We start from the raw sequence: 20,062 nt of genomic DNA on the forward strand, positions 1-20,062 counted from the left end.
TGGCGGTCCGTGCGGTTCGCGAGCCGTGTGGCCTGCGAGCCCTGTCGCCCGCGAGCCGTGCAGCCCGCAGTCCGTGGGCCTCGGCGGTCCGTGCAGCCTGCGGGCATGTGGTCCCCAAAGCCCCACGGGGCGAGGGGCTCACCGGCCGTACGGCCGTGCGGGTCCCACGGCCCGAGGGGCCTCACCGGTCGTGTGAGTCCCTCGCCCGACTGGTTTCACGGTCCTACGGCCGTGGGGGTCCCGCGGACCGACCGGTCGCCGACCGGACCGGCCGGTGGGCCTCGTCGGCCTACAGCCGTGCGGGTTTCGCGGCACTGCGGGTCCCGTCGGTCGCGGCCGTGCGGGTTCCGCAGTGCGGTGGGTCTCGTCGGTCATGGCCGCGCGGGTTCCGCAGTGCGGTGGGTCTCGTCGGTCACGGCCGTGCGGGTCTCGCAGGACCAGGGCCCGGACCGTCTCGCCGGTCCGCAAGCGTGTGGGCCCCCTACGCAGTGGGTCCCATGGGCCCGACCGGCCTCAGCGGCCACACCTACGCAGAGTCAGCGATGTCTCGGCACTCGCTCCCCGCCGCTTCCCACGCGGCGCGTACCTTCGCCCGATCTCGTCCCCGGAGAACCACCTCTCATGGCACCACGTACCAGCCGGCGCTCGAACCGACGGTCCGCCGCCGGACAGCCCGCCCACTCGTCAGGCGGCCACGCCGCGTCGTCCGCTCCACCGGCGACGGAGGACGCCTCGGAAGGTGAGCCGGCCGCCGGGCCGCGCAGTCCCGGGCGGCGGGCCTCCGGGCGGCGGTCCGGCCCCCGCCAGGGCCGGGGCCGGGCCCCGGGGCGCGCGGGCGGCGGCTCCGCACACGCCGCATCACCGTCCCCCGAACGCCGGCGTCTGGTGTCGCTCCGGCTGCGCCATCTGCTGCCGCTCGTCGTGCTCCTCGCGATGATGGCGATGCTGATGCTGCGCGGCTACGTGCACAGCGAGATCCTCGCCGACTACCGCATCCGCCCCGAGGCCGCCGCCGACAAGGTGCCGCAGTCGGTCCTCGACGGCGGGCCGGTCGTCGACACCCGCAACGGGCAGCAGACCAGTCTGGACGTGCCCGACCGCCGGATCGTGCTCACCTTCGACGACGGCCCCGACCCGGAGTGGACCCCCGAGGTTCTCGACGTCCTGAAGAAGCATCACGTGCACGCCGTCTTCTTCATCACCGGCACCATGGCCTCCCGCTACCCGGACCTGGTCCGGCGGATGGTCGACGAGGGCCACGAGATCGGCCTGCACACCTTCAACCACCCCGACCTCTCCTACCAGTCGAAGAAGCGCATCGACTGGGAGCTGACCCAGAACCAGCTGGCCCTGGCGGGCGCCGCGGGCATCCGGACGTCCCTCTTCCGGCCGCCCTACTCCTCCAGCACGGACGCCCTCGACAACGCCTCCTGGCCGGTCACGCAGTACGTCGGCACCCGCGGCTACCTCACCGTCTTCACCACCGCGGACAGCGAGGACTGGCGCAGGCCCGGGGTGCGGCAGATCATCCGCAACGCCACGCCCCGGGGCGGCCAGGGCGCGATCGTCCTCATGCACGACTCCGGCGGCGACCGCCATCAGACGGTCCAGGCGCTCGACACCTACCTCCCCGAACTCCAGGGCAAGGGCTACCGGTTCGAGAACCTCACCGAGGCCCTGGAGGCGCCGAGCGCACACACCCCCGTCACCGGGACCGACCTGTGGAAGGGCAAGGCCTGGGTCTTCCTGGTCGAGGCCTCCGACGACGCCACCGGCGTCCTGGTCGTCGGTCTCGCCGTCATCGGCGTGCTCGTCTTCGCCCGTTTCGGGCTGATGCTCCTGCTCTCCGCGATGCACACCCGCCGTACCCGCCGCAAGGGCTTCGTCTGGGGACCCGACGCGCCCGTCACCGAACCGGCGTCGGTACTCGTCCCGGCCTACAACGAGGCCAAGTGCATCGAGAGCACGGTCCGTTCGCTGATGAAAAGCGAGCACCCGATCGAGATCCTCGTCATCGACGACGGCTCCAGCGACGGCACCGCCCGCATCGTCGAGGACCTGCATCTGCCCGGTGTCCGCGTCGTCCGGCAGCTCAACGCGGGCAAGCCCGCCGCCCTGAACCGGGGCATCGCCAACGCCCGGCACGACCTCATCGTCATGATGGACGGCGACACCGTCTTCGAGCCCTCCACGGTCGGTGAACTCGTCCAGCCCTTCGCCGACCCGCGGGTCGGCGCGGTCGCAGGCAACGCCAAGGTCGGCAACAAGGACACGCTCATCGGCGCCTGGCAGCACATCGAGTACGTGATGGGCTTCAACCTCGACCGCCGTATGTACGACGTCCTGCGCTGCATGCCGACGATCCCCGGGGCGGTGGGGGCGTTCCGCCGCGCCGCGCTCGACCGGGTCGGCGGCATGAGCGACGACACCCTCGCCGAGGACACCGACATCACCATGGCCATCCACCGGGACGGCTGGCACGTCGTGTACGCGGAGAAGGCGCGCGCCTGGACCGAGGCGCCCGAGTCCGTCCAACAGCTGTGGTCGCAGCGGTACCGCTGGTGCTACGGCACCATGCAGGCGATCTGGAAGCACCGCCGCGCCCTCGTCGAAAGCGGACCGTCGGGCCGCTTCGGCCGCGTCGGCCTGCCCCTCGTCTCCCTCTTCATGGTCGTCGCCCCGCTCCTCGCCCCGCTCATCGACCTCTTCCTCGTCTACGGCCTGATCTTCGGCCCCACCGGCAAGACGATCGCGGCCTGGTTCGGCGTCCTGACCGTCCAGGCGGGCTGCGCGGCGTACGCCTTCGTCCTGGACCGGGAACGCCTCACGCCCCTCATCTCGCTCCCGCTCCAGCAACTCCTCTACCGCCAGCTGATGTACATCGTCCTGCTCCAGTCCTGGATCACCGCCCTCACCGGCGGCCGGCTGCGCTGGCAGAAACTCCGCCGCAAGGGCCAGGTGGCGGCACCGCCCGGTGCGCCGGCGGCCACCATGGACGCAGGAGCGGCCTGATGAGCATCCGACCGACGGACGCCACGTCCGAGCTGCCCGAACTGCCCCCGCTCCCGCCGCCGACGCAGGACACCGGGCCGCGGCGGCACGGTCCCGAGGCGCAGGACCCGGAGCGCAACGGTCCCGACGGGGACGGTCCCGGGCATCAGAGTCCGCAGCAGCACAGTCCTGAGCAGCGGGGAGCGCGGAAGAAGGGGGGCGGCCGCGACCGCTACTTCGACCTCCTGCGGGCGGTCGCCCTCTTCCGGGTCGTCCTCTACCACCTGATGGGCTGGGCCTGGCTGCCCATCGTCTTCCCCTCCATGGGCGTGATGTTCGCGCTCGCCGGCAACCTGATGGCCCGCTCACTGGCCGGGCGGCCCGCGCTGGACGTCGTACGAGGCCGGCTGCGCAGGCTGCTGCCCCCGCTGTGGCTGCTGGGCGCGGTCGGCGTGACGGGCATGCTGCTGGGGGGCTGGGGCCCGGACGAAGAGGGGCACCCGGGCTGGTGGTGGTTCCACCTCGCCTACTGGATCCTGCCGCTGAGCGACCCGCCGTACGGCGAGGGCGTGCCCGGTGTGCACGGACTGATCGGCGACGGCTGGGCCGCCGACATCGGCGTTCCCCTCTGGTACATCCGCGCCTATCTCTGGTTCGTGCTGCTCTCCCCGCTGCTGCTGCGGGCCCTGCGCCGGCTGCCCTGGCCGACGATCGTCGCGCCCGTCGTCCTGTCCGCCGTGCTGGAGGCGGGCGTGCTCCCGGTGCCCGGCTGGCGGCTGGAGTCCCAGCTCAGCGACTTCGGCGCGTTCGGCGCGTGCTGGCTGCTGGGCATGGCGCACCAGGAAGGCATCCTGCGCCGCCTGCCCCGTTACGTGGTCCCGTCGCTGGCACCGGCGGTGGCGTCGGTCGGCCTCTGGTACGCCCTGGCCCATGACCTCAAGGAGGGGCACGACCTGGACGACATGCCCTTCGCCCAGTCCCTGTGGTCCTTCGCCGCGGTGCTGCTGCTCCTGCACCTCAGCCCGTCCTGGTCCGAGTGGCCGGGCCGGCTGCGCCGCTGGGAACGGTTGATCACCCTCCTCAACTCCCGGGCCGTGACGATCTATCTGTGGCACAACGTGTGCATCGGAGTCGTCGAGGCCCTGTGGGACCGGCTGTGGGCCATCTCGTGGCTGGAGACCGACGCACCGTGGGTGCTGGAGAGTCCGTGGGCGCAGCTCCCGGCGATCTGGCTGCTCACCGCGGTCTGCGTCGTCTGCTTCGGCTGGGTGGAGGATCTGGCGGCCCGTCGCAAGCCCCGTCTGTGGCCGGACGGACGGGCCGGCGCGGGAACCCACCGGGGCTGAACGGCACGCTCGGCCCCGAACAGCACCTGCGCGCGCGGCTGTACGCCGTTCGCCCCGTTCGGGGTGCGTCCGCCGAGAGCCCTGGTGAGCATGGCCCGGTATGCCCGTCAACCGGACGGGCCGGGGCCCTGGGCTTCGGGATGGAGGAACGTGAGCACGACGCGCCGGACGATCGTCCTTGCCATGACAGGCATGCTCGCCGCGGCACTCTCGGTCGGGACGGCCCTCGCCGGGCCCGTGGCCGACCACGGAGGACCCAAGCCGCCGGGGTCGACCCCTTCGCCGGGGGTTCCGGCCTACGGTGAGAAGCCGTCGCGGCCGGCCCGTCCGCCGGGGGTCCCGGCCTACGGTGAGAAGCCGAAGCCGAAGCCGAAGCCGTCGCGGCCGGTCCGTCCGCCGGGGGTTCCGGCCTACGGTGAGAAGCCGAAGCCGAAGCCGAAGCCGAAGCCGTCGCGGCCGGTCCGTCCGCCGGGGGTTCCGGCCTACGGTGAGAAGCCGAAGCCGCCGGGGTCTACCCCTCCACCGGGGGGTGGGGCCGGCGGTGAGGCGTGGGCATGGACCCAGCTGACCGGCCGGGGTACGCAGATCCGCTACGTGACCACCGACACCTCCGGGACGTGCCCCTCCGTGCGGTACACGGTGGGCGCCGTCAGGGCCGGCTACCAGATGCGGCTGCTGAGCCGTCCCGCGCCGCCGCAGTTCCCCACCACGGTGTGCGAGTTGGTCGTGCCGCTCGGGGCCCGTGCCGCGGTGCTCGCGCAGTCGACGGTCGCCGCGGCCGTGGTGCACCCCGCGAACCGTGAGCTTCCCCTGCCGAACTGGACCGCGACCACGCGTCCCCGCACCATCGGCGTGATCGGCGACACCGGCTGCCGCGTCACGACGCCGGGTCCCGACCAGGACTGCGCCAACCACCAGACCGGCTGGCCGTTCCCGCGGATCGCCGGCAGCGCTGCCGCGGTGACGCATCCGGATCTCGCGATCCATGTCGGCGACTACCTCTACCGTGACGACCCGGCTCAGGCCACGGACGCGGCCGCGAACCCGGGCTGCACGGCCGCGGGTGACAGATTCAGCTGGGGCTGCGTGGTCGCCGACTTCTTCAGACCGGCGGAAAGCCTGCTGGCGGTGGCGCCGGTCGTGCTGACGCGAGGCAACCACGAGGACTGCCGTACCCCACCCGCGACGGGCGGCGCGGGGGCCGCGTGGTTCCGCTACCTCGCCGACGACCTCCGGAGCAACGGATCCTGCTCCCTCTACCCCGATCCCGTGGAGATCAGGGCAGGCGTCCTGCACCTCCTCTCCGTGGACTCCTCGTACGCCGATCCGGCCGACAGCGGAAGCATCACACAGCAGGCGATCTACACCCGGCAGTTCGAAGCCGTGAACCAGGCCGCGGGGCAGCAGCCGGGCCACGACTACTTCCTCGTCACCCACAAGCCGCTGTGGATGGTGAGATCGGCCGGCCCTCCGCCGCAGACGTTCACGCCCGTCCTCGACAAGGCCGTCGGCGGCACGACCCTCGGGCGGCTGGCCGACAACATCCGCATGGTGCTTTCGGGCCATGCGCACCTCTACCAGATGATCGATTTCGACACCGCGCGGCCACCGCAGCTGACGGTGGGCTTCTCCGGGGGAGACCCGCTGGAGCAGGGGCCGAACGACGCGGCCGTCATCGGGACACCGGTCGGGACGCCACCGCAGGCCGTCCATCACTCCCTCACCCAGGGAGGGGTCTTCGGGTACGCGGTCCTGAACCGCAACGCCGGAACCTGGGACCTCACCTCTCACGACCCGACCGGCGCCCTGCGCGGTCAGACCTGCACACTGAGCAGAAACGCCGCCCACAAGGAGTTCGTCTGCCACTGAGGTACGCCAAGGGCCGACGGAGGCGCCCCCACCTCCCTCTTCCGAGGGCTGGGCGGGGGCGCCTCACGCAACCTCTCACCGGGCCTGCGCGCAAGGTGAGAGCAACGTTCCTTTCCGGTCACCCACAGCCACAGTACGGAAACGCGCCCTCCCTACCTTCGGGACTCATCACCGCTCATCCCCCCGAACCACCCCAGCCCCGTAGCACCGTGGAGGCGTCATGACAGCCCCGAGCACAGCCCCCGCACCGCCGTCCCCCGCGAAGAAGGGGAGCCGCTGGATCGAGGAGTGGGACCCGGAGAACGAGGCCTTCTGGAACGAGAAGGGCGAGAAGATCGCCCGCCGTAACCTCCTCTTCTCCGTCCTCTCCGAGCACATCGGCTTCTCGATCTGGACCCTGTGGTCCGTGCTGGTGCTCTTCATGGGCCCGGAGTACGGCCTCACCCCGGCCGACAAGTTCCTGCTGACGTCGATGGTGACGCTGGTCGGGGCGGTCGTCCGGGTTCCGTACACCTTCGCCGTCGCGGTCTTCGGCGGCCGGAACTGGACGATCATCTCGGCCGGCCTGCTCCTGATCCCCACCACCGCCGCTTTCGTGGTGATGAAGCCGGGGACCTCCTTCGACACGTTCCTCCTCGTCGGGCTGCTGGCGGGCATCGGCGGCGGCAACTTCGCCTCCTCGATGACCAACATCAACGCCTTCTTCCCCCTCCGTAAGAAGGGGTGGGCGCTGGGGCTCAACGCGGGCGGCGGCAACATCGGTGTGCCGGTCCTCCAGCTGATCGGCCTCGCCGTCATCGGGGCGAGCGGCGGACCGCGCGTGCTGCTCGGGATCTACATCCCGCTGATCCTCGTCGCCGCCACCCTGGCCGCGCTGTACATGGACAACCTGGCGTCCGTGAAGAACGACACCGGCGCAGCGATCGACGCGGCGAAGGACGGCCACACCTGGATCATGTCCTTCCTCTACGTGGGGACGTTCGGCTCGTTCATCGGCTACAGCTTCGCCTTCGGGCAGGTCCTGACGAACCAGTTCGGCCGCACGCCCCTCCAGGCGGCCTACCTCACCTTCATCGGCCCGCTGCTCGGCTCCCTGATCCGCCCCGTCGGCGGCTGGCTCGCCGACCGCTACGGCGGCGCCCGCATCACCCTGTACAACTACGTCGGCATGGCTGCCGCCACCGCCGTCCTGGTCTACGCCAGCATGCAGAAGTCGCTGCCGCTCTTCGTCTCCGTCTTCGTGGTGCTGTTCGTGCTCAGCGGCCTGGGCAACGGGTCGACGTACAAGATGATCCCCGGCATCTTCCAGGCCAAGGCCGTCGCCAAGGGGCTCGCGGGGGAGGAGGCGGCCGCCTACGGCCGGCGTCTGTCCGGGGCCTCCATGGGACTCATCGGGGCGGTCGGCGCGCTCGGCGGTGTCGGGATCAACCTGGCCTTCCGGCAGTCCTTCCTCTCCTACGGCTCCGGCACCGGCGCCTTCGTCGCCTTCCTCGCCTTCTACGCGGTGTGCTTCGGGGTCACCTGGGCCGTATACCTTCGCCGCCCGGCCGGCCGGACCACGGCGGGCAGTACCGCCTCCGAGGCGAAGCCGCAGCTCAGCTACGCCGAGGTGTGACGTAACACCGGCGACATGTGGCCGAACCGAGCCTGTCATGCACCATTGACAGGCTCGTCGGCATGTAGGTGCGAACGGGACTCGAGCGGGACGAGAGTGATGTACGAGCAACAGCAGCGATCCGACACCGGCCCTCAGGGCGCCGTCGAACACGGGCCTCTCGCGGGCTTCACCGTGGGCGTGACGGCCGCGCGCCGGGCCGAGGAGCTCAGCGCGCTGCTCCAGCGGCGCGGGGCTGTGGTGCTGCACGCGCCGGCCCTGCGGATCGTGCCGCTCGCCGACGACGGCGAACTGCTCGCCGCCACGAAGGAACTCATCGACCTGGCGCCGGATGTCGTGGTCGCCACCACGGCCATCGGGTTCCGCGGCTGGATCGAGGCGGCCGACGGCTGGGGGCTCGGCGAGCAGCTGCTCGCCCGGCTCGGCGGGGTCGAGCTGCTGGCCCGCGGCCCCAAGGTCAAGGGCGCCGTGCGGGCCGCCGGGCTGACCGAGCAGTGGTCGCCGTCCAGCGAGTCCATGGCCGAGGTGCTCGACCGGCTGCTGGAGGAGGGTGTCGACGGGCGCCGGGTCGCCGTCCAGCTGCACGGTGAGCCGCTGCCCGGCTTCGTGGAGTCGCTGCGGGCCGCGGGCGCGGAGGTCGTGGGGGTGCCCGTCTACCGGTGGATGCCGCCGGAGGACGTGGCGCCGCTCGACCGACTCCTCGACGCCGCCGTCTCGCGCGGCCTGGACGCGATCACCTTCACCAGCGCGCCCGCCGCCGCGTCCCTGCTGTCCCGCGCGGAGCAGCGCGGACTGCTTCCCGAGCTGCTCGCCGCCCTCCACCACGACGTGCTGCCGGCCTGTGTCGGTCCGGTCACCGCGCTGCCGCTCCAGGCGCAGGGCGTGGACACCGTCTCCCCGGAGCGGTTCCGGCTCGGGCCGCTGGTGCAGTTGCTGTGCCAGGAGCTGCCGGGGCGGGCCAGGGCGCTGCCGATCGCCGGGCACCGGGTGGAGATCCGGGGGCACGCGGTGCTGGTCGACGGGTGTCTGAAGCCGGTGCCTCCGGCGGGGATGTCGTTGCTGCGGGCGCTGACCCGGCGGCCGGGGTGGGTGGTGCCCCGCTCCGACCTGCTGCGGGCGCTGCCCGGCGCCGGGCGTGACGAGCACGCCGTCGAGACGGCGATGGCCCGTCTGCGGACGGCCCTCGGCGCGCCGAAGCTGATCCAGACGGTGGTGAAGCGGGGGTACCGGCTGGCGCTGGACCCGGCCGCGGACGCGAAGTACGCCGACGAGTAGGGGGGTTCTGTCCCTGCTCGTCCCGTCCCGTGGGCCGCCGCTCCGGGCGGCGCCCGCGGACCCTCCGCTTCCGCCCGCGGAGGGACTCGTCCGCGAAGGACGCCGGACGGCTGGTTATCGGCACCCGGCGCTGGCACTGTGAAGGGACGGTTTCCCGGGAAGTGCCCCTCGGTTGGCGGTGACACGCGCATGGACGAGCTCCGGTTCGACGCCGGGCGGGTCTGTCTCGACCTGCTGGCGACCGCGCACCCACTCGAACGGCTCGCGGCGGTCGCCCCGTTGTGCGCGTGGATCCGCGGCTGCGGACTGGTCCCGCCGGACACCCCGCTCACCCACGCCGGCCCCTCCTGGCCGCCCGCCTTCCGGGAACTGCGGCGCGACACCGGGCGGTTGGTGCACGGATGGCTCGCCGGGAACGAGCCCGGGTCGTACGGCCAAGCCCTGGCCCGCGTCAACGAGGCCGCCCGGGCCGCGCCCCCGACCCCCCGTGCCGTGCCCGGTGAAGACGGAGGTCTCGTCCGCGAGTTGGCCGGGCCGCCCGCGTGCGCCGCGCTGCTGGCCGCCGTGGCCCGGGACGCGGTGGAGCTGCTCACCGATCCGGTAGCCCGGGCGGGGCTGCGGCAGTGCGCGGGCGACAACTGCCCGATCGTGTACGTGGACATGTCCCGGGGGCGCCGGCGGCGCTGGTGTTCGAGCGAGGTCTGCGGGAACCGCGAGCGGGTCGCGCGGCACCGCCGGCGGGCGGCACTCGCGTCACAGCCGTAACTCCCCTGCCTGGTATGCGGCTTTCGTGGAGGTGCCGGAGAGCGACCGTCGAAGTGATTTCGATTACACGCCGTTTACCTGTGCCGCAGTCCGGGCAGTCGGCGCGATCTAGTCGATGTGGCGGAAATGTAAAGAAGAAGCGGTGGGAATGTGCCGCCATGTCCCCCTCGTCATGACACTCCGAAGAAAAATGTCTGCGTGGTTTGAACACTCAACACCCCGCCTGCGTACCCGTCGTCGAGCGACCGACTGGGGGATCCCCCGGACACCGGAGGTGGGCGTGCGCAAGGATGCGGCCGTGGCCAATGAACGTGGATCGAGGGCCCGACATCGCATGTCCCAGCCCTCGGAGCCTGATGAGGAGCTGATGCGTGCTCTGTATCGGGAGCATGCCGGACCCCTGCTTGCGTATGTCCTGCGCCTGGTTGCCGGAGATCGGCAGCGCGCCGAGGACGTCGTGCAGGAGACGCTCATCCGTGCCTGGAAGAACGCCGGTCAGCTCAATCGTGCGACCGGATCTGTACGCCCCTGGCTGGTGACGGTCGCACGCCGCATCGTCATCGACGGCCACCGCAGCCGGCAGGCCCGGCCGCAGGAGGTCGACCCGTCGCCGCTGGAGGTCATTCCTGCGGAGGACGAGATCGACAAGGCGCTGTGGCTGATGACGCTGTCCGACGCGCTCGACGACCTGACCCCGGCCCACCGGGAGGTGCTCGTCGAGACGTACTTCAAGGGGCGTACCGTCAACGAGGCGGCCGAGACACTGGGTATCCCCAGCGGCACCGTGCGCTCACGGGTCTTCTATGCCCTGCGGTCGATGAAGCTGGCTCTGGAGGAGCGGGGGGTGACGGCGTGATGAGCGTTTACGGGGGATTCGGAGCAGGTGGTTCGGGTATGTCTGGACCCATGCAGGGATCTACGGGATCTCCGAGCCCGAGCGAACACGAGACCGTCGGCGCCTACGCCCTCGGCATCCTCGACGACGCCGAGGCGACCGCCTTCGAGATGCATCTCGCCGGCTGCGAGTGGTGCGCCCAGCAGCTCGACGAGCTCGCCGGCATGGAGCCCATGCTCGCCGCCCTCGCGGACCTGCCGGGCACCGGCACCCCCGCCATCGGCGAGTCGCTGTCCGCCCGCCCCAGCCCGCGCCTCGCGGAACGGCTGGTCGACGAGGTCTCCGAGCGTCGCGCGGTCAAGCGCCGCCGCTCCTTCTTCCTGGTGGCGGCCGCGGCCGCGCTGATCATCGGCGGTCCGCTCACCGTACTGGCGGCGACCGGCGGCGACAGCGGGAGCAAGGACGTCCAGGCCGGCTCCACCAAGTCCGCGAACTCCGCCAAGGACGCCTTCGACGCGCTCGGCGACCGGGTCAACGCGACCGACTCCGCGAGCAAGGTCACCGCGACCGTCGCCATGGGCGACAAGGCGTGGGGCACGGAGATCGGCGTCGAGCTGAAGAACGTGAAGGGCCCCGAGAAGTGCTCGCTCATCGCCGTCGGCAAGAACGGCGAGCGCGAGACGGTCTCCTCCTGGTCGGTCCCGGAGTGGGGCTACGGCCTCCCCGGCGCCAAGACGGAGCAGGCGAAGAACCCGCTCTACGTCACGGGCGGAGCCGCTTTCAAGACCAATGAGATCGACCACTTCGAGGTCATGACCTTCGAAGGCAAGAAGCTCGTCCAGATCGACGCGTAACTTCCTTCAGCGGGCCCCCTTCGCGTACGGTTGACGGCTGCCCAGCACGTCAGAAGGGGGCCCGGTGGCCGTTCAGGCACAGCAGGAAACCGCGGTCGGATCGGTTCAGGAAACCGCGCCGGATTCGGTGCGGGACCGAGAGATCAGCATCGAACAGGAACACCTCGACCGGGTGTACCGACGCCTCGAGGAGAAGATCCACGAGGCCGAGTTCCTCATGAGTGACGCGGCCAAGCGCGGCCAGGTCGGCACGCCCGGCGCCCTCGCCGAGCGGGACGCGCAGGTGTTCCGCGCGGGCGTCCACCTCAACCGGCTCAACAACGAGTTCGAGGACTTCCTGTTCGGGCGGATCGATCTGCTCCCGGGCAAGGACGGCAAGAAGGGCCCGGACGGCGCCTACACCGCCGTGGAGCCCGCCGAGGGGGCGGTCCGCCCCGACAACACCGCGGACATCGCGGAAACGCTCCACATCGGCCGGATCGGCGTCCTCGACTCGGACTACGCTCCGCTGGTCATCGACTGGCGTGCGCCCGCCGCGGCCCCCTTCTACCGCTCCACCCCGGTCGACCCGGGGCGGGTCGTACGGCGCCGGGTGATCCGGTCGAAGGGGCGTCGCGTCCTCGGCGTCGAGGACGACCTGATGCGTCCCGAGCTGAAAGCGGTCCTGGACGGCGACGAACTGCCCGTCATCGGCGACGGCGCCCTCATGGCCGCCCTCGGCCAGGCCCGCAGCCACACCATGCGCGACATCGTCGCCTCCATCCAGGCCGAGCAGGACCTGGTCATCCGCGCCCCCGCCGCCTCCGTGACCTACGTCGAGGGCGGCCCCGGCACCGGGAAGACCGCCGTCGCGCTGCACCGGGCCGCCTACCTGCTCTACCAGGACCGGCGCCGGTACGCGGGCGGCATCCTGATCGTCTCGCCCACACCCCTGCTGGTGGCCTACACCGAGGGCGTGCTGCCCTCCCTGGGCGAGGAGGGCCAGGTCGCCATCCGCGCCATCGGCTCCCTCGTCGACGGCGCCGAGGCCACCCTGTACGACTCCCCGGCGGTGGCCCGCGCCAAGGGCTCGTACCGGATGCTGAAGGTGCTGCGCAAAGCGGCGCGCGGCGCCCTGGAGGCCGGCGGCCGGGCCGCGGCGCAGCCCACCCTCGACGAGGCCGACGAGGCTCCCGCACCCTCGGTCACCCCCACCCGGCTGCGGGTCGTCGCCTTCGGCCGCCGTCTGGAGCTGGAGGCGGCCGACCTGGACCGCGTCCGGCAGAGCGCGCTCAGCGGCACCGCCCCCGTCAACCTGCTGCGCCCCCGCGCCCGCAAGCTGCTCCTGGACGCCCTGTGGGAGCGCTCCGGCGCGGCCGGCCGGCACAGCGACCCCGAGCTCGCCGCCGAGCTGCGTTCCTCCTTCGACGAGGACGTGACCACCGAGGACGCGTTCATCGCCTTCCTCGACGCCTGGTGGCCCGAGCTGACCCCGCAGGCGGTCCTGACGGCCATGGCCGACGAGCGGCGGCTCGGCCGCTGGGCCCGGCGCATCCTCAACCCGGGCGAGGTCCGCAAGGTCGCCCGCGCCCTCAAGCGGGACGGCCGCTCGGTGCACGACATCGCCATGCTCGACGAGCTCCAGGCGATCCTCGGCGCGCCCGTGCGCCCCCGTAAGCGGCGCGAGTACGACCCGCTGGACCAGCTCACCGGTCTGGAGGAGCTGATGCCGGTGCGCGAGGAGACGCAGCGCGAGCGCGCCGAGCGGCTCGCCCAGGAGCGCACCGAGTACGCGCACGTCATCGTCGACGAGGCGCAGGACCTCACCCCGATGCAGTGGCGCATGGTCGGGCGTCGTGGCCGGCACGCCACCTGGACGGTCGTCGGCGACCCGGCCCAGTCCTCCTGGTCCGACCCCGACGAGGCCGCCGAGGCCCGTGACGAGGCGCTCGGCACCCGCCCGCGCCGCCGCTTCGAGCTGACCGTGAACTACCGCAACCCGGCGGAGATCGCGGAGCTGGCGGCGAAGGTGCTGGCCCTGGCGATGCCGGGCGCCGAATCCCCGTCGGCGGTCAGGTCGACGGGTGTCGTGCCCCGCTTCGTGGCGACGGGCAGAAGGCAGGGCACCACCGAACGCGACTCCCTGGCGCCGGCCGTCCGCGCGGAGGCCGAACGCCTCCTGGAGCGGGTGGACGGCACCGTCGGCGTCGTCGTCGCCATGAACCGCCGTGAGGAGGCGAGACGCTGGCTCGCCGGCCTGGGCGAGCGTGTGGTGGCTCTGGGCAGCCTCGAGGCCAAGGGCCTGGAGTACGACGCGACGGTCGTCGTCTCACCGGCGGAGATCGCCGACGAGTCGCCGGCCGGCCTGCGCGTGCTGTACGTGGCCCTCACCCGGGCCACCCAGCAGCTCACTGTGGTCTCCGGTGAACGGGACGCGCCCGACGCGAACGGGGTGCCGGACCTCCTGAGGGACTGAAGCGGCCGAGGAGAGGGACGGGAGCCGGTGCTCCCGGCGCGACCTACAGGACAGTCGGGGCGGACGGGTCCGAACGGACTGTTTCCTGTGAAGTCTCCGGACGGGAATGGTCTTCGGGCATCCGTTTGTTAGCCTGGTCGTGACACCGGCTCGATCCAAGCCCCCGGGCCCAACCTTCGTCGCTACGAGCGACCACTTGCCGCGAGGCGAGCATGGCGGGTCGGTGTCATGAATGTCGGAGAGGCCCACATCACCTGGTGATGTGGGCCTCTCTCATGGGCTTCGGCCACTTCATTGAGAACAAAACGATCGCAATTCCGGGCGGCTTTCACGTACTCGTCGGTAGGTGCGACGATCGGACGGCAAACCAGCGACCCAGCAGTGCAGAGGAAGTCGGCCATGGCAACGGCGCCCAGCGTCTCCTACTCGATCACGGTCCGTCTGGAGGTGCCCGCGAGCGGAACGGCGGTCTCCCAGATCACCACGGCCGTGGAGTCCCACGGAGGCTCGGTGACCGGCCTCGACGTCACCGCCTCCGGCCACGAGAAGCTCCGCATCGACGTCACCATCGCCGCCACCTCCACCGCCCACGCCGACGAGATCGTCGTGCAGCTGCGCGGCATCGAGGGCGTCACCCTCGGCAAGGTCTCCGACCGTACGTTCCTGATGCACCTCGGCGGCAAGATCGAGATGGCGTCCAAGCACCCCATCCGCAACCGTGACGACCTCTCGATGATCTACACGCCCGGCGTGGCCCGCGTCTGCATGGCGATCGCCGAGAACCCCGAGGACGCCCGCCGCCTCACCATCAAGCGCAACTCCGTTGCGGTCGTGACGGACGGCTCCGCCGTGCTGGGTCTCGGCAACATCGGCCCGAAGGCCGCGCTGCCGGTCATGGAGGGCAAGGCCGCGCTGTTCAAGCGGTTCGCCGGCATCGACGCCTGGCCGCTGTGCCTGGACACCCAGGACACCGACGCGATCGTCGAGATCGTCAAGGCCATCGCCCCCGGCTTCGCGGGCATCAACCTCGAGGACATCTCCGCCCCCCGCTGCTTCGAGATCGAGGCCCGGCTGCGCGAGGCCCTCGACATCCCCGTCTTCCACGACGACCAGCACGGCACCGCGATCGTCGTCCTCGCCTCCCTCACGAACGCCCTGCGTGTCGTGAACAAGGGCATCGGCGACGTGCGGGTCGTGATGTCCGGCGCCGGCGCGGCCGGCACGGCCATCCTCAAGCTGCTGCTCGCGGCCGGCGTGAAGAACGCGGTCGTCGCCGACATCCACGGTGTCGTCCACGCGGACCGCGAGGACCTGGTCGACGCGGCCCCGGACTCGGCGCTGTGCTGGATCGCCGACAACACCAACCCCGAGGGCCTCACCGGCACCCTCAAGGAGGCCGTGCGCGGCGCGGACGTCTTCATCGGCGTCTCCGCCCCGAACGTCCTCGACGGCGCCGACGTGGCCGCGATGGCCGACGACGCGATCGTGTTCGCGCTCGCGAATCCCGACCCCGAGGTCGACCCGGCGGTCGCCCGCCTGACGGCCGCCGTCGTGGCCACCGGCCGCTCGGACTTCCCCAACCAGATCAACAACGTGCTGGTCTTCCCGGGCGTCTTCCGCGGCCTGCTGGACGCGCAGTCCCGGACCGTCAACACCGAGATGATGCTCGCGGCCGCGAAGGCCCTCGCGGACGTCGTGAGCGACGACGAGCTCAACGCGAACTACATCATCCCGAGCGTCTTCAACGACCGGGTCGCCGGCGCGGTGGCCGGTGCGGTGCGGGAAGCCGCGAAGGCGGCGGGAGTGTCGGCCTCCTAGGTTCGGGGCATGCGAGTGTGCGGGGGCTGTGAGTATCGCCACGATGGCCCCCGCAACGGCGCGTCGCGGAACGTCGCGCCGGGAACGGCCCTCTAGGGTTGCGCCCGACCCAACCGCCCCTCGGGTGACTCCCAAGGGTTGTCTCACGGCTCCGTGCGGGTGCCGGATTGGCTTTCCCGCCGCTGGTAGGGGCAGGATGCGTCTCTGGGCGCGTGCACAACGACTTTCGCTGTGCCCAACATGCGGCTCCGCCGCGTGGCACGCCGCAACGGCAAGAAGAACACGGGAGTAACAACATGAACCGCAGTGAGCTGGTGGCCGCGCTGGCCGACCGCGCCGAGGTGACCCGCAAGGACGCCGACGCAGTGCTGGCCGCGTTCGCCGAGGTCGTCGGCGACATCGTCTCCAAGGGCGACGAGAAGGTCACCATCCCCGGCTTCCTGACCTTCGAGCGCACCCACCGTGCCGCTCGCACCGCCCGCAACCCGCAGACCGGCGACCCGATCCAGATCCCGGCCGGCTACAGCGTCAAGGTCTCCGCGGGCTCGAAGCTCAAGGAAGCGGCCAAGGGCAAGTAAGCGCTCCGCTGCTGGAGCGCGTGGGCAGCTGCCGGCCGCCTCCGGCCGGTCGCGCAGTTCCCCGCGCCCCTGCGGGGCACGTCCGTCCGCCGAGGACGCGCAGTAACGCCGATGGGGCGGCCACCCGGAATCCGGGTGGCCGCCCCATCGGCGTTACTGCGACCGCGCTGTGCCTGCCCGGGGGCCACCCCGGATCCCCGGCCGGGAGACAGGTCGCTCCGGCCGGGGTGCGGCGGGGATCAGCCGAGCGCCTTGCCCGGCAGCTCGACCTTCGCGCCGAGCTCGACGAGCTTCTCCATGAAGTTCTCGTAACCGCGGTTGATGAGGTCGATGCCGTGGACCCGCGAGGTGCCCTGGGCCGCGAGGGCGGCGATGAGGTACGAGAAGCCGCCGCGGAGGTCGGGGATGACCAGGTCGGCGCCCTGGAGCTTCGTGGGGCCCGACACGACCGCGGAGTGCAGGAAGTTGCGCTGCCCGAAGCGGCAGTCGGAGCCGCCGAGGCACTCGCGGTACAGCTGGATGTGGGCGCCCATCTGGTTGAGCGCGGAGGTGAAGCCCAGCCGGGACTCGTAGACCGTCTCGTGGACGATCGAGAGGCCTGACGCCTGGGTCAGGGCGACGACCAGCGGCTGCTGCCAGTCCGTCTGGAAACCGGGGTGGACGTCCGTCTCCAGCGCGATGGACTTCAGGTTGCCGCCCGGGTGCCAGAAGCGGATGCCCTCGTCGTCGATCTCGAAGGCGCCCCCCACCTTCCGGTAGGTGTTCAGGAACGTCATCATCGAGCGCTGCTGGGCGCCGCGGACGTAGATGTTGCCCTCGGTCGCCAGCGCCGCGGACGCCCAGGAGGCGGCCTCCAGACGGTCCGACAGGGCCGCGTGGTTGTAGCCGCCGAGCTTGTCGACACCGGTGATGCGGATCGTGCGGTCGGTGTCCATCGCGATGATGGCGCCCATCTTCTGGAGCACGCAGATGAGATCCTCGATCTCCGGCTCCACGGCCGCGTTCGAGAGCTCGGTGACGCCCTCCGCCAGCACGGCCGTCAGCAGCACCTGCTCGGTCGCGCCGACCGACGGGTACGGCAGCACGATCTTCGTGCCGCGCAGCCGCTGGGGGGCCTCCAGGTACTGGCCGTCCTCCCGCTTCTCGATCTTCGCGCCGAACTGGCGCAGCACGTCGAAGTGGAAGTCGATGGGCCGGCCGCCGATGTCGCAGCCGCCGAGGCCGGGGATGAACGCGTGCCCGAGGCGGTGCAGGAGGGGGCCGCAGAACAGGATCGGGATCCGGCTCGAACCCGCGTGGGCGTCGATGTCGGCGACGTTGGCGCTCTCCACGTAGGTCGGGTCGAGCACCAGCTCGCCCGGCTCCTCACCCGGGCGGACCGTCACCCCGTGCAGTTGCAGCAGGCCGCGTACGACCCGCACGTCACGGATGTCCGGAACGTTGCGCAGCCGACTCGGCTCACTGCCCAGCAGGGCGGCGACCATGGCCTTGGGTACGAGGTTCTTCGCACCGCGGACACGGATCTCGCCCTCGAGCGGGGTGCCGCCGTGGACAAGCAGTACGTCGTCAGAGCCGTTGACGGTCATGTATCTCGCGTTCCATGGATGGTGGATTGGGGCAGGGGCCAAGGTGTCGGAGGCAGGGCCAGATGAGACAGGGTAATCGCCGACGCCCCCTGTCCTGTAAGCCCGAGGACGGCTCAGAAACGTCATAGCTGTGTCACAACACGAACCGTTTCTCATCGGGCACATGGGGTCACCGCCGACCCTCCGGCGTGCCCGTGCGCCCGGACCGCGTCCGTGCGCCCGACCTGCCCTGGCCCCGCTCCCCCTGATTGCCTCCCCACTTCACGGGAAGATGCGGGATCATGTCAGGCATGACCGAGGTGTCCTCGCTCACAGGGCGGCTGCTCGTGGCAACGCCCGCCCTGGCGGACCCGAACTTCGACCGTGCGGTGGTGCTCCTTCTCGACCACGACGAGGAGGGCTCACTCGGTGTCGTCCTCAACCGGCCCACGCCGGTGGGCGTGAGTGACATCCTGGAGGGCTGGGCGGACCTGACCGGTGAACCCGGCGTCGTCTTCCAGGGCGGCCCGGTGTCCCTGGACTCGGCCCTCGGGGTCGCCGTCATCCCGGGCGGCGCGGCCGTCAACGGGACCCCGCTCGGCTGGCGCCGGGTGCACGGCGCGATCGGCCTCGTCGACCTGGAGGCCCCGCCGGAACTCCTGGCCTCGGCCCTCGGCTCGCTCAGGATCTTCGCCGGATACGCAGGCTGGGGTCCCGGCCAGCTGGAGGACGAACTGGGGGAGGGCGCCTGGTACGTCGTGGAGTCCGAGCCCGGCGACGTCTCCTCGCCGTCCCCCGAGAGACTCTGGCGCGAGGTCCTGCGCCGCCAGCGAAGCGAACTGGCGATGGTGGCGACGTATCCGGACGACGCGTCGCTCAACTGACGTGGGACGGGGTTCCAGGGAAGACTTGTCAGTCTCGGTGACCCATTCGAGTGTCTGTGGAAGCGTTCCGAAGCGTTCGAACTCGGTGCCTCGGGGTGGGGCGCAGCGCCGCCTGGATGAAGCAGGTGGTGCAGGTCAGGCCCTTGCCGACGACGGAAGAGGCAACGGCGAACTTTCCGCTGCGCAGGCTCGTCCACGACGAAGCGTAGACGCGGTGGGGCCTGGGCTCGCAGGCGGCCCGGCATGTGATGGCTCCCGCAGCGTCCGCGCGCGAGCGTGGGGGCTGTGGCGGCGTGGGGCTCAATCGGCCGCCTCTGCCCCACCGGGGAAGCCTCCGGGCGAGGCCGGACGCAAGCGACGTGCGCAGCCGGTGGTGCCCGTTGTGCAAGCACGGGAACCATTGTCCCGAGCAGTTGATTACCCTTGGCGCCATGAGCACTCTTGAGCCTGAGACCCAGCCCCAGCGAGGCACTGGGACGGGAACCCTCGTAGAGCCGACGCCGCAGGTGTCGCACGGCGACGGGGACCACGAGCGCTACGCCCACTACGTCCAGAAGGACAAGATCATGGCGAGCGCCCTCGACGGGACGCCCGTCGTCGCGCTGTGCGGCAAGGTCTGGGTGCCGGGTCGCGACCCGAAGAAGTACCCCGTGTGTCCCATGTGCAAGGAGATCTTCGAGTCCATGGCGGGCGGCGGCGACGACAAGGGCAAGGGCGGCGACAAGAAGTAGCCGTACGACTTTCCGAGGCCCTCGAGGCGCGATGTGACGCGCCCCGAGGGTTTTTGGCGTTCCCCGGCCCCCGCGGCCCGTCCGTCGCGGCCCGGCCCCCGCGGCCCGTCCGTCGTGTGCCCGTGCCCGTAAGCGGGCCCGTACCCGTGTCCGTCCGCTCGTCCAGCGCCCGTCCGGCCGCCCTGTCGCGTTCCGTCGCCTTTTGCTCTGCACGGAGTGCGTCGGGTGGTCACAGAGTGGTTGAGACCTCTTGTCGAGGTGTTCCGGTAGTCCCTAACCTTCGATGTGTTGTGCAGAGCGAAACAGTCATTGCATATGTTGCAACGCTCGAAGGGTCGTTCATGAAGGTCCCCACCCGGCCGGCCGTTCTCGCGGCAGCCGCCCCGGTCGCCTCCGCCTGCGCCTCTCGGGCCTCCGGAAACTCCTCTTCGGGTACGGACGACAAGACGGGCGCCTCGTCCTGAACGTCTACGCCTGCCAA

14 protein-coding genes are annotated in these 20,062 nt (G+C 71.3%); 13 read left to right on the top strand and 1 reads right to left on the bottom strand.

Annotation, left to right across the window (positions count from 1 at the left end):
- Positions 1-933 precede the first annotated feature (933 nt).
- From OHS71_RS25015 to OHS71_RS25065, 11 genes are all read left to right on the top strand, one after another.
- Positions 934-3,012 carry a bifunctional polysaccharide deacetylase/glycosyltransferase family 2 protein gene (locus OHS71_RS25015; RefSeq protein WP_328484634.1) on the top strand — a complete coding sequence of 693 codons (2,079 nt, stop codon included), beginning with the start codon at positions 934-936 and terminating at the stop codon, positions 3,010-3,012.
- Positions 3,012-4,337, top strand: a complete 1,326-nt coding sequence (locus tag OHS71_RS25020) for an acyltransferase family protein (RefSeq protein ID WP_328481577.1) — start codon at positions 3,012-3,014, stop codon at positions 4,335-4,337. The genes OHS71_RS25015 and OHS71_RS25020 overlap by 1 nt, the downstream gene beginning before the upstream one ends.
- 594 nt (positions 4,338-4,931) lie before the next feature.
- Positions 4,932-6,206: a metallophosphoesterase gene (locus OHS71_RS25025; protein WP_328481578.1), complete on the top strand. Its 1,275-nt coding sequence runs from the start codon at positions 4,932-4,934 to the stop codon at positions 6,204-6,206.
- Positions 6,207-6,426: 220 nt separating this feature from the next.
- Positions 6,427-7,821, top strand: a complete 1,395-nt coding sequence (locus tag OHS71_RS25030) for a nitrate/nitrite transporter (protein ID WP_328481579.1) — start codon at positions 6,427-6,429, stop codon at positions 7,819-7,821.
- A gap of 99 nt (positions 7,822-7,920) precedes the next feature.
- Complete coding sequence (locus tag OHS71_RS25035) at positions 7,921-9,096, top strand: uroporphyrinogen-III synthase (RefSeq protein ID WP_328481580.1); 1,176 nt, start codon at positions 7,921-7,923, stop codon at positions 9,094-9,096.
- Between the two features lie 189 nt (positions 9,097-9,285).
- Positions 9,286-9,861, top strand: coding sequence for a CGNR zinc finger domain-containing protein (locus tag OHS71_RS25040; RefSeq protein WP_328481581.1), 576 nt, complete (start codon positions 9,286-9,288; stop codon positions 9,859-9,861).
- Positions 9,862-10,195: 334 nt separating this feature from the next.
- Entirely contained in the window at positions 10,196-10,717 is a 522-nt protein-coding gene (locus OHS71_RS25045) for a sigma-70 family RNA polymerase sigma factor (protein WP_010039908.1), read from the top strand.
- A gap of 38 nt (positions 10,718-10,755) precedes the next feature.
- Positions 10,756-11,550: an anti-sigma factor family protein gene (locus OHS71_RS25050; protein WP_328481582.1), complete on the top strand. Its 795-nt coding sequence runs from the start codon at positions 10,756-10,758 to the stop codon at positions 11,548-11,550.
- A gap of 64 nt (positions 11,551-11,614) precedes the next feature.
- Complete coding sequence (locus tag OHS71_RS25055; RefSeq protein ID WP_328481583.1) at positions 11,615-14,005, top strand: HelD family protein; 2,391 nt, start codon at positions 11,615-11,617, stop codon at positions 14,003-14,005.
- Between the two features lie 399 nt (positions 14,006-14,404).
- Entirely contained in the window at positions 14,405-15,823 is a 1,419-nt protein-coding gene (locus OHS71_RS25060) for an NAD-dependent malic enzyme (protein WP_328481584.1), read from the top strand.
- Between the two features lie 296 nt (positions 15,824-16,119).
- On the top strand, positions 16,120-16,401 hold the full coding sequence (locus OHS71_RS25065; protein WP_004000874.1) for an HU family DNA-binding protein: 282 nt from the start codon (positions 16,120-16,122) through the stop codon (positions 16,399-16,401).
- 239 nt (positions 16,402-16,640) lie between these two features.
- On the opposite strand, the gene murA is transcribed toward OHS71_RS25065, so the two are convergent.
- Complete coding sequence (murA, locus tag OHS71_RS25070) at positions 16,641-17,987, bottom strand: UDP-N-acetylglucosamine 1-carboxyvinyltransferase (protein WP_328481585.1); 1,347 nt, start codon at positions 17,985-17,987, stop codon at positions 16,641-16,643.
- 290 nt (positions 17,988-18,277) lie between these two features.
- Here murA and OHS71_RS25075 point away from each other — a divergent pair, with 290 nt between their 5' ends.
- Both OHS71_RS25075 and OHS71_RS25080 read left to right on the top strand, forming a co-directional pair.
- Complete coding sequence (locus OHS71_RS25075) at positions 18,278-18,850, top strand: YqgE/AlgH family protein (RefSeq protein WP_328481586.1); 573 nt, start codon at positions 18,278-18,280, stop codon at positions 18,848-18,850.
- A 431-nt stretch (positions 18,851-19,281) separates the two neighbouring features.
- On the top strand, positions 19,282-19,581 hold the full coding sequence (locus OHS71_RS25080) for a DUF3039 domain-containing protein (protein ID WP_078616040.1): 300 nt from the start codon (positions 19,282-19,284) through the stop codon (positions 19,579-19,581).
- Positions 19,582-20,062 lie beyond the last annotated feature (481 nt).

Origin of the sequence: Streptomyces sp. NBC_00377 (assembly GCF_036075115.1) — a bacterium.
Lineage (GTDB): Bacteria > Actinomycetota > Actinomycetes > Streptomycetales > Streptomycetaceae > Streptomyces.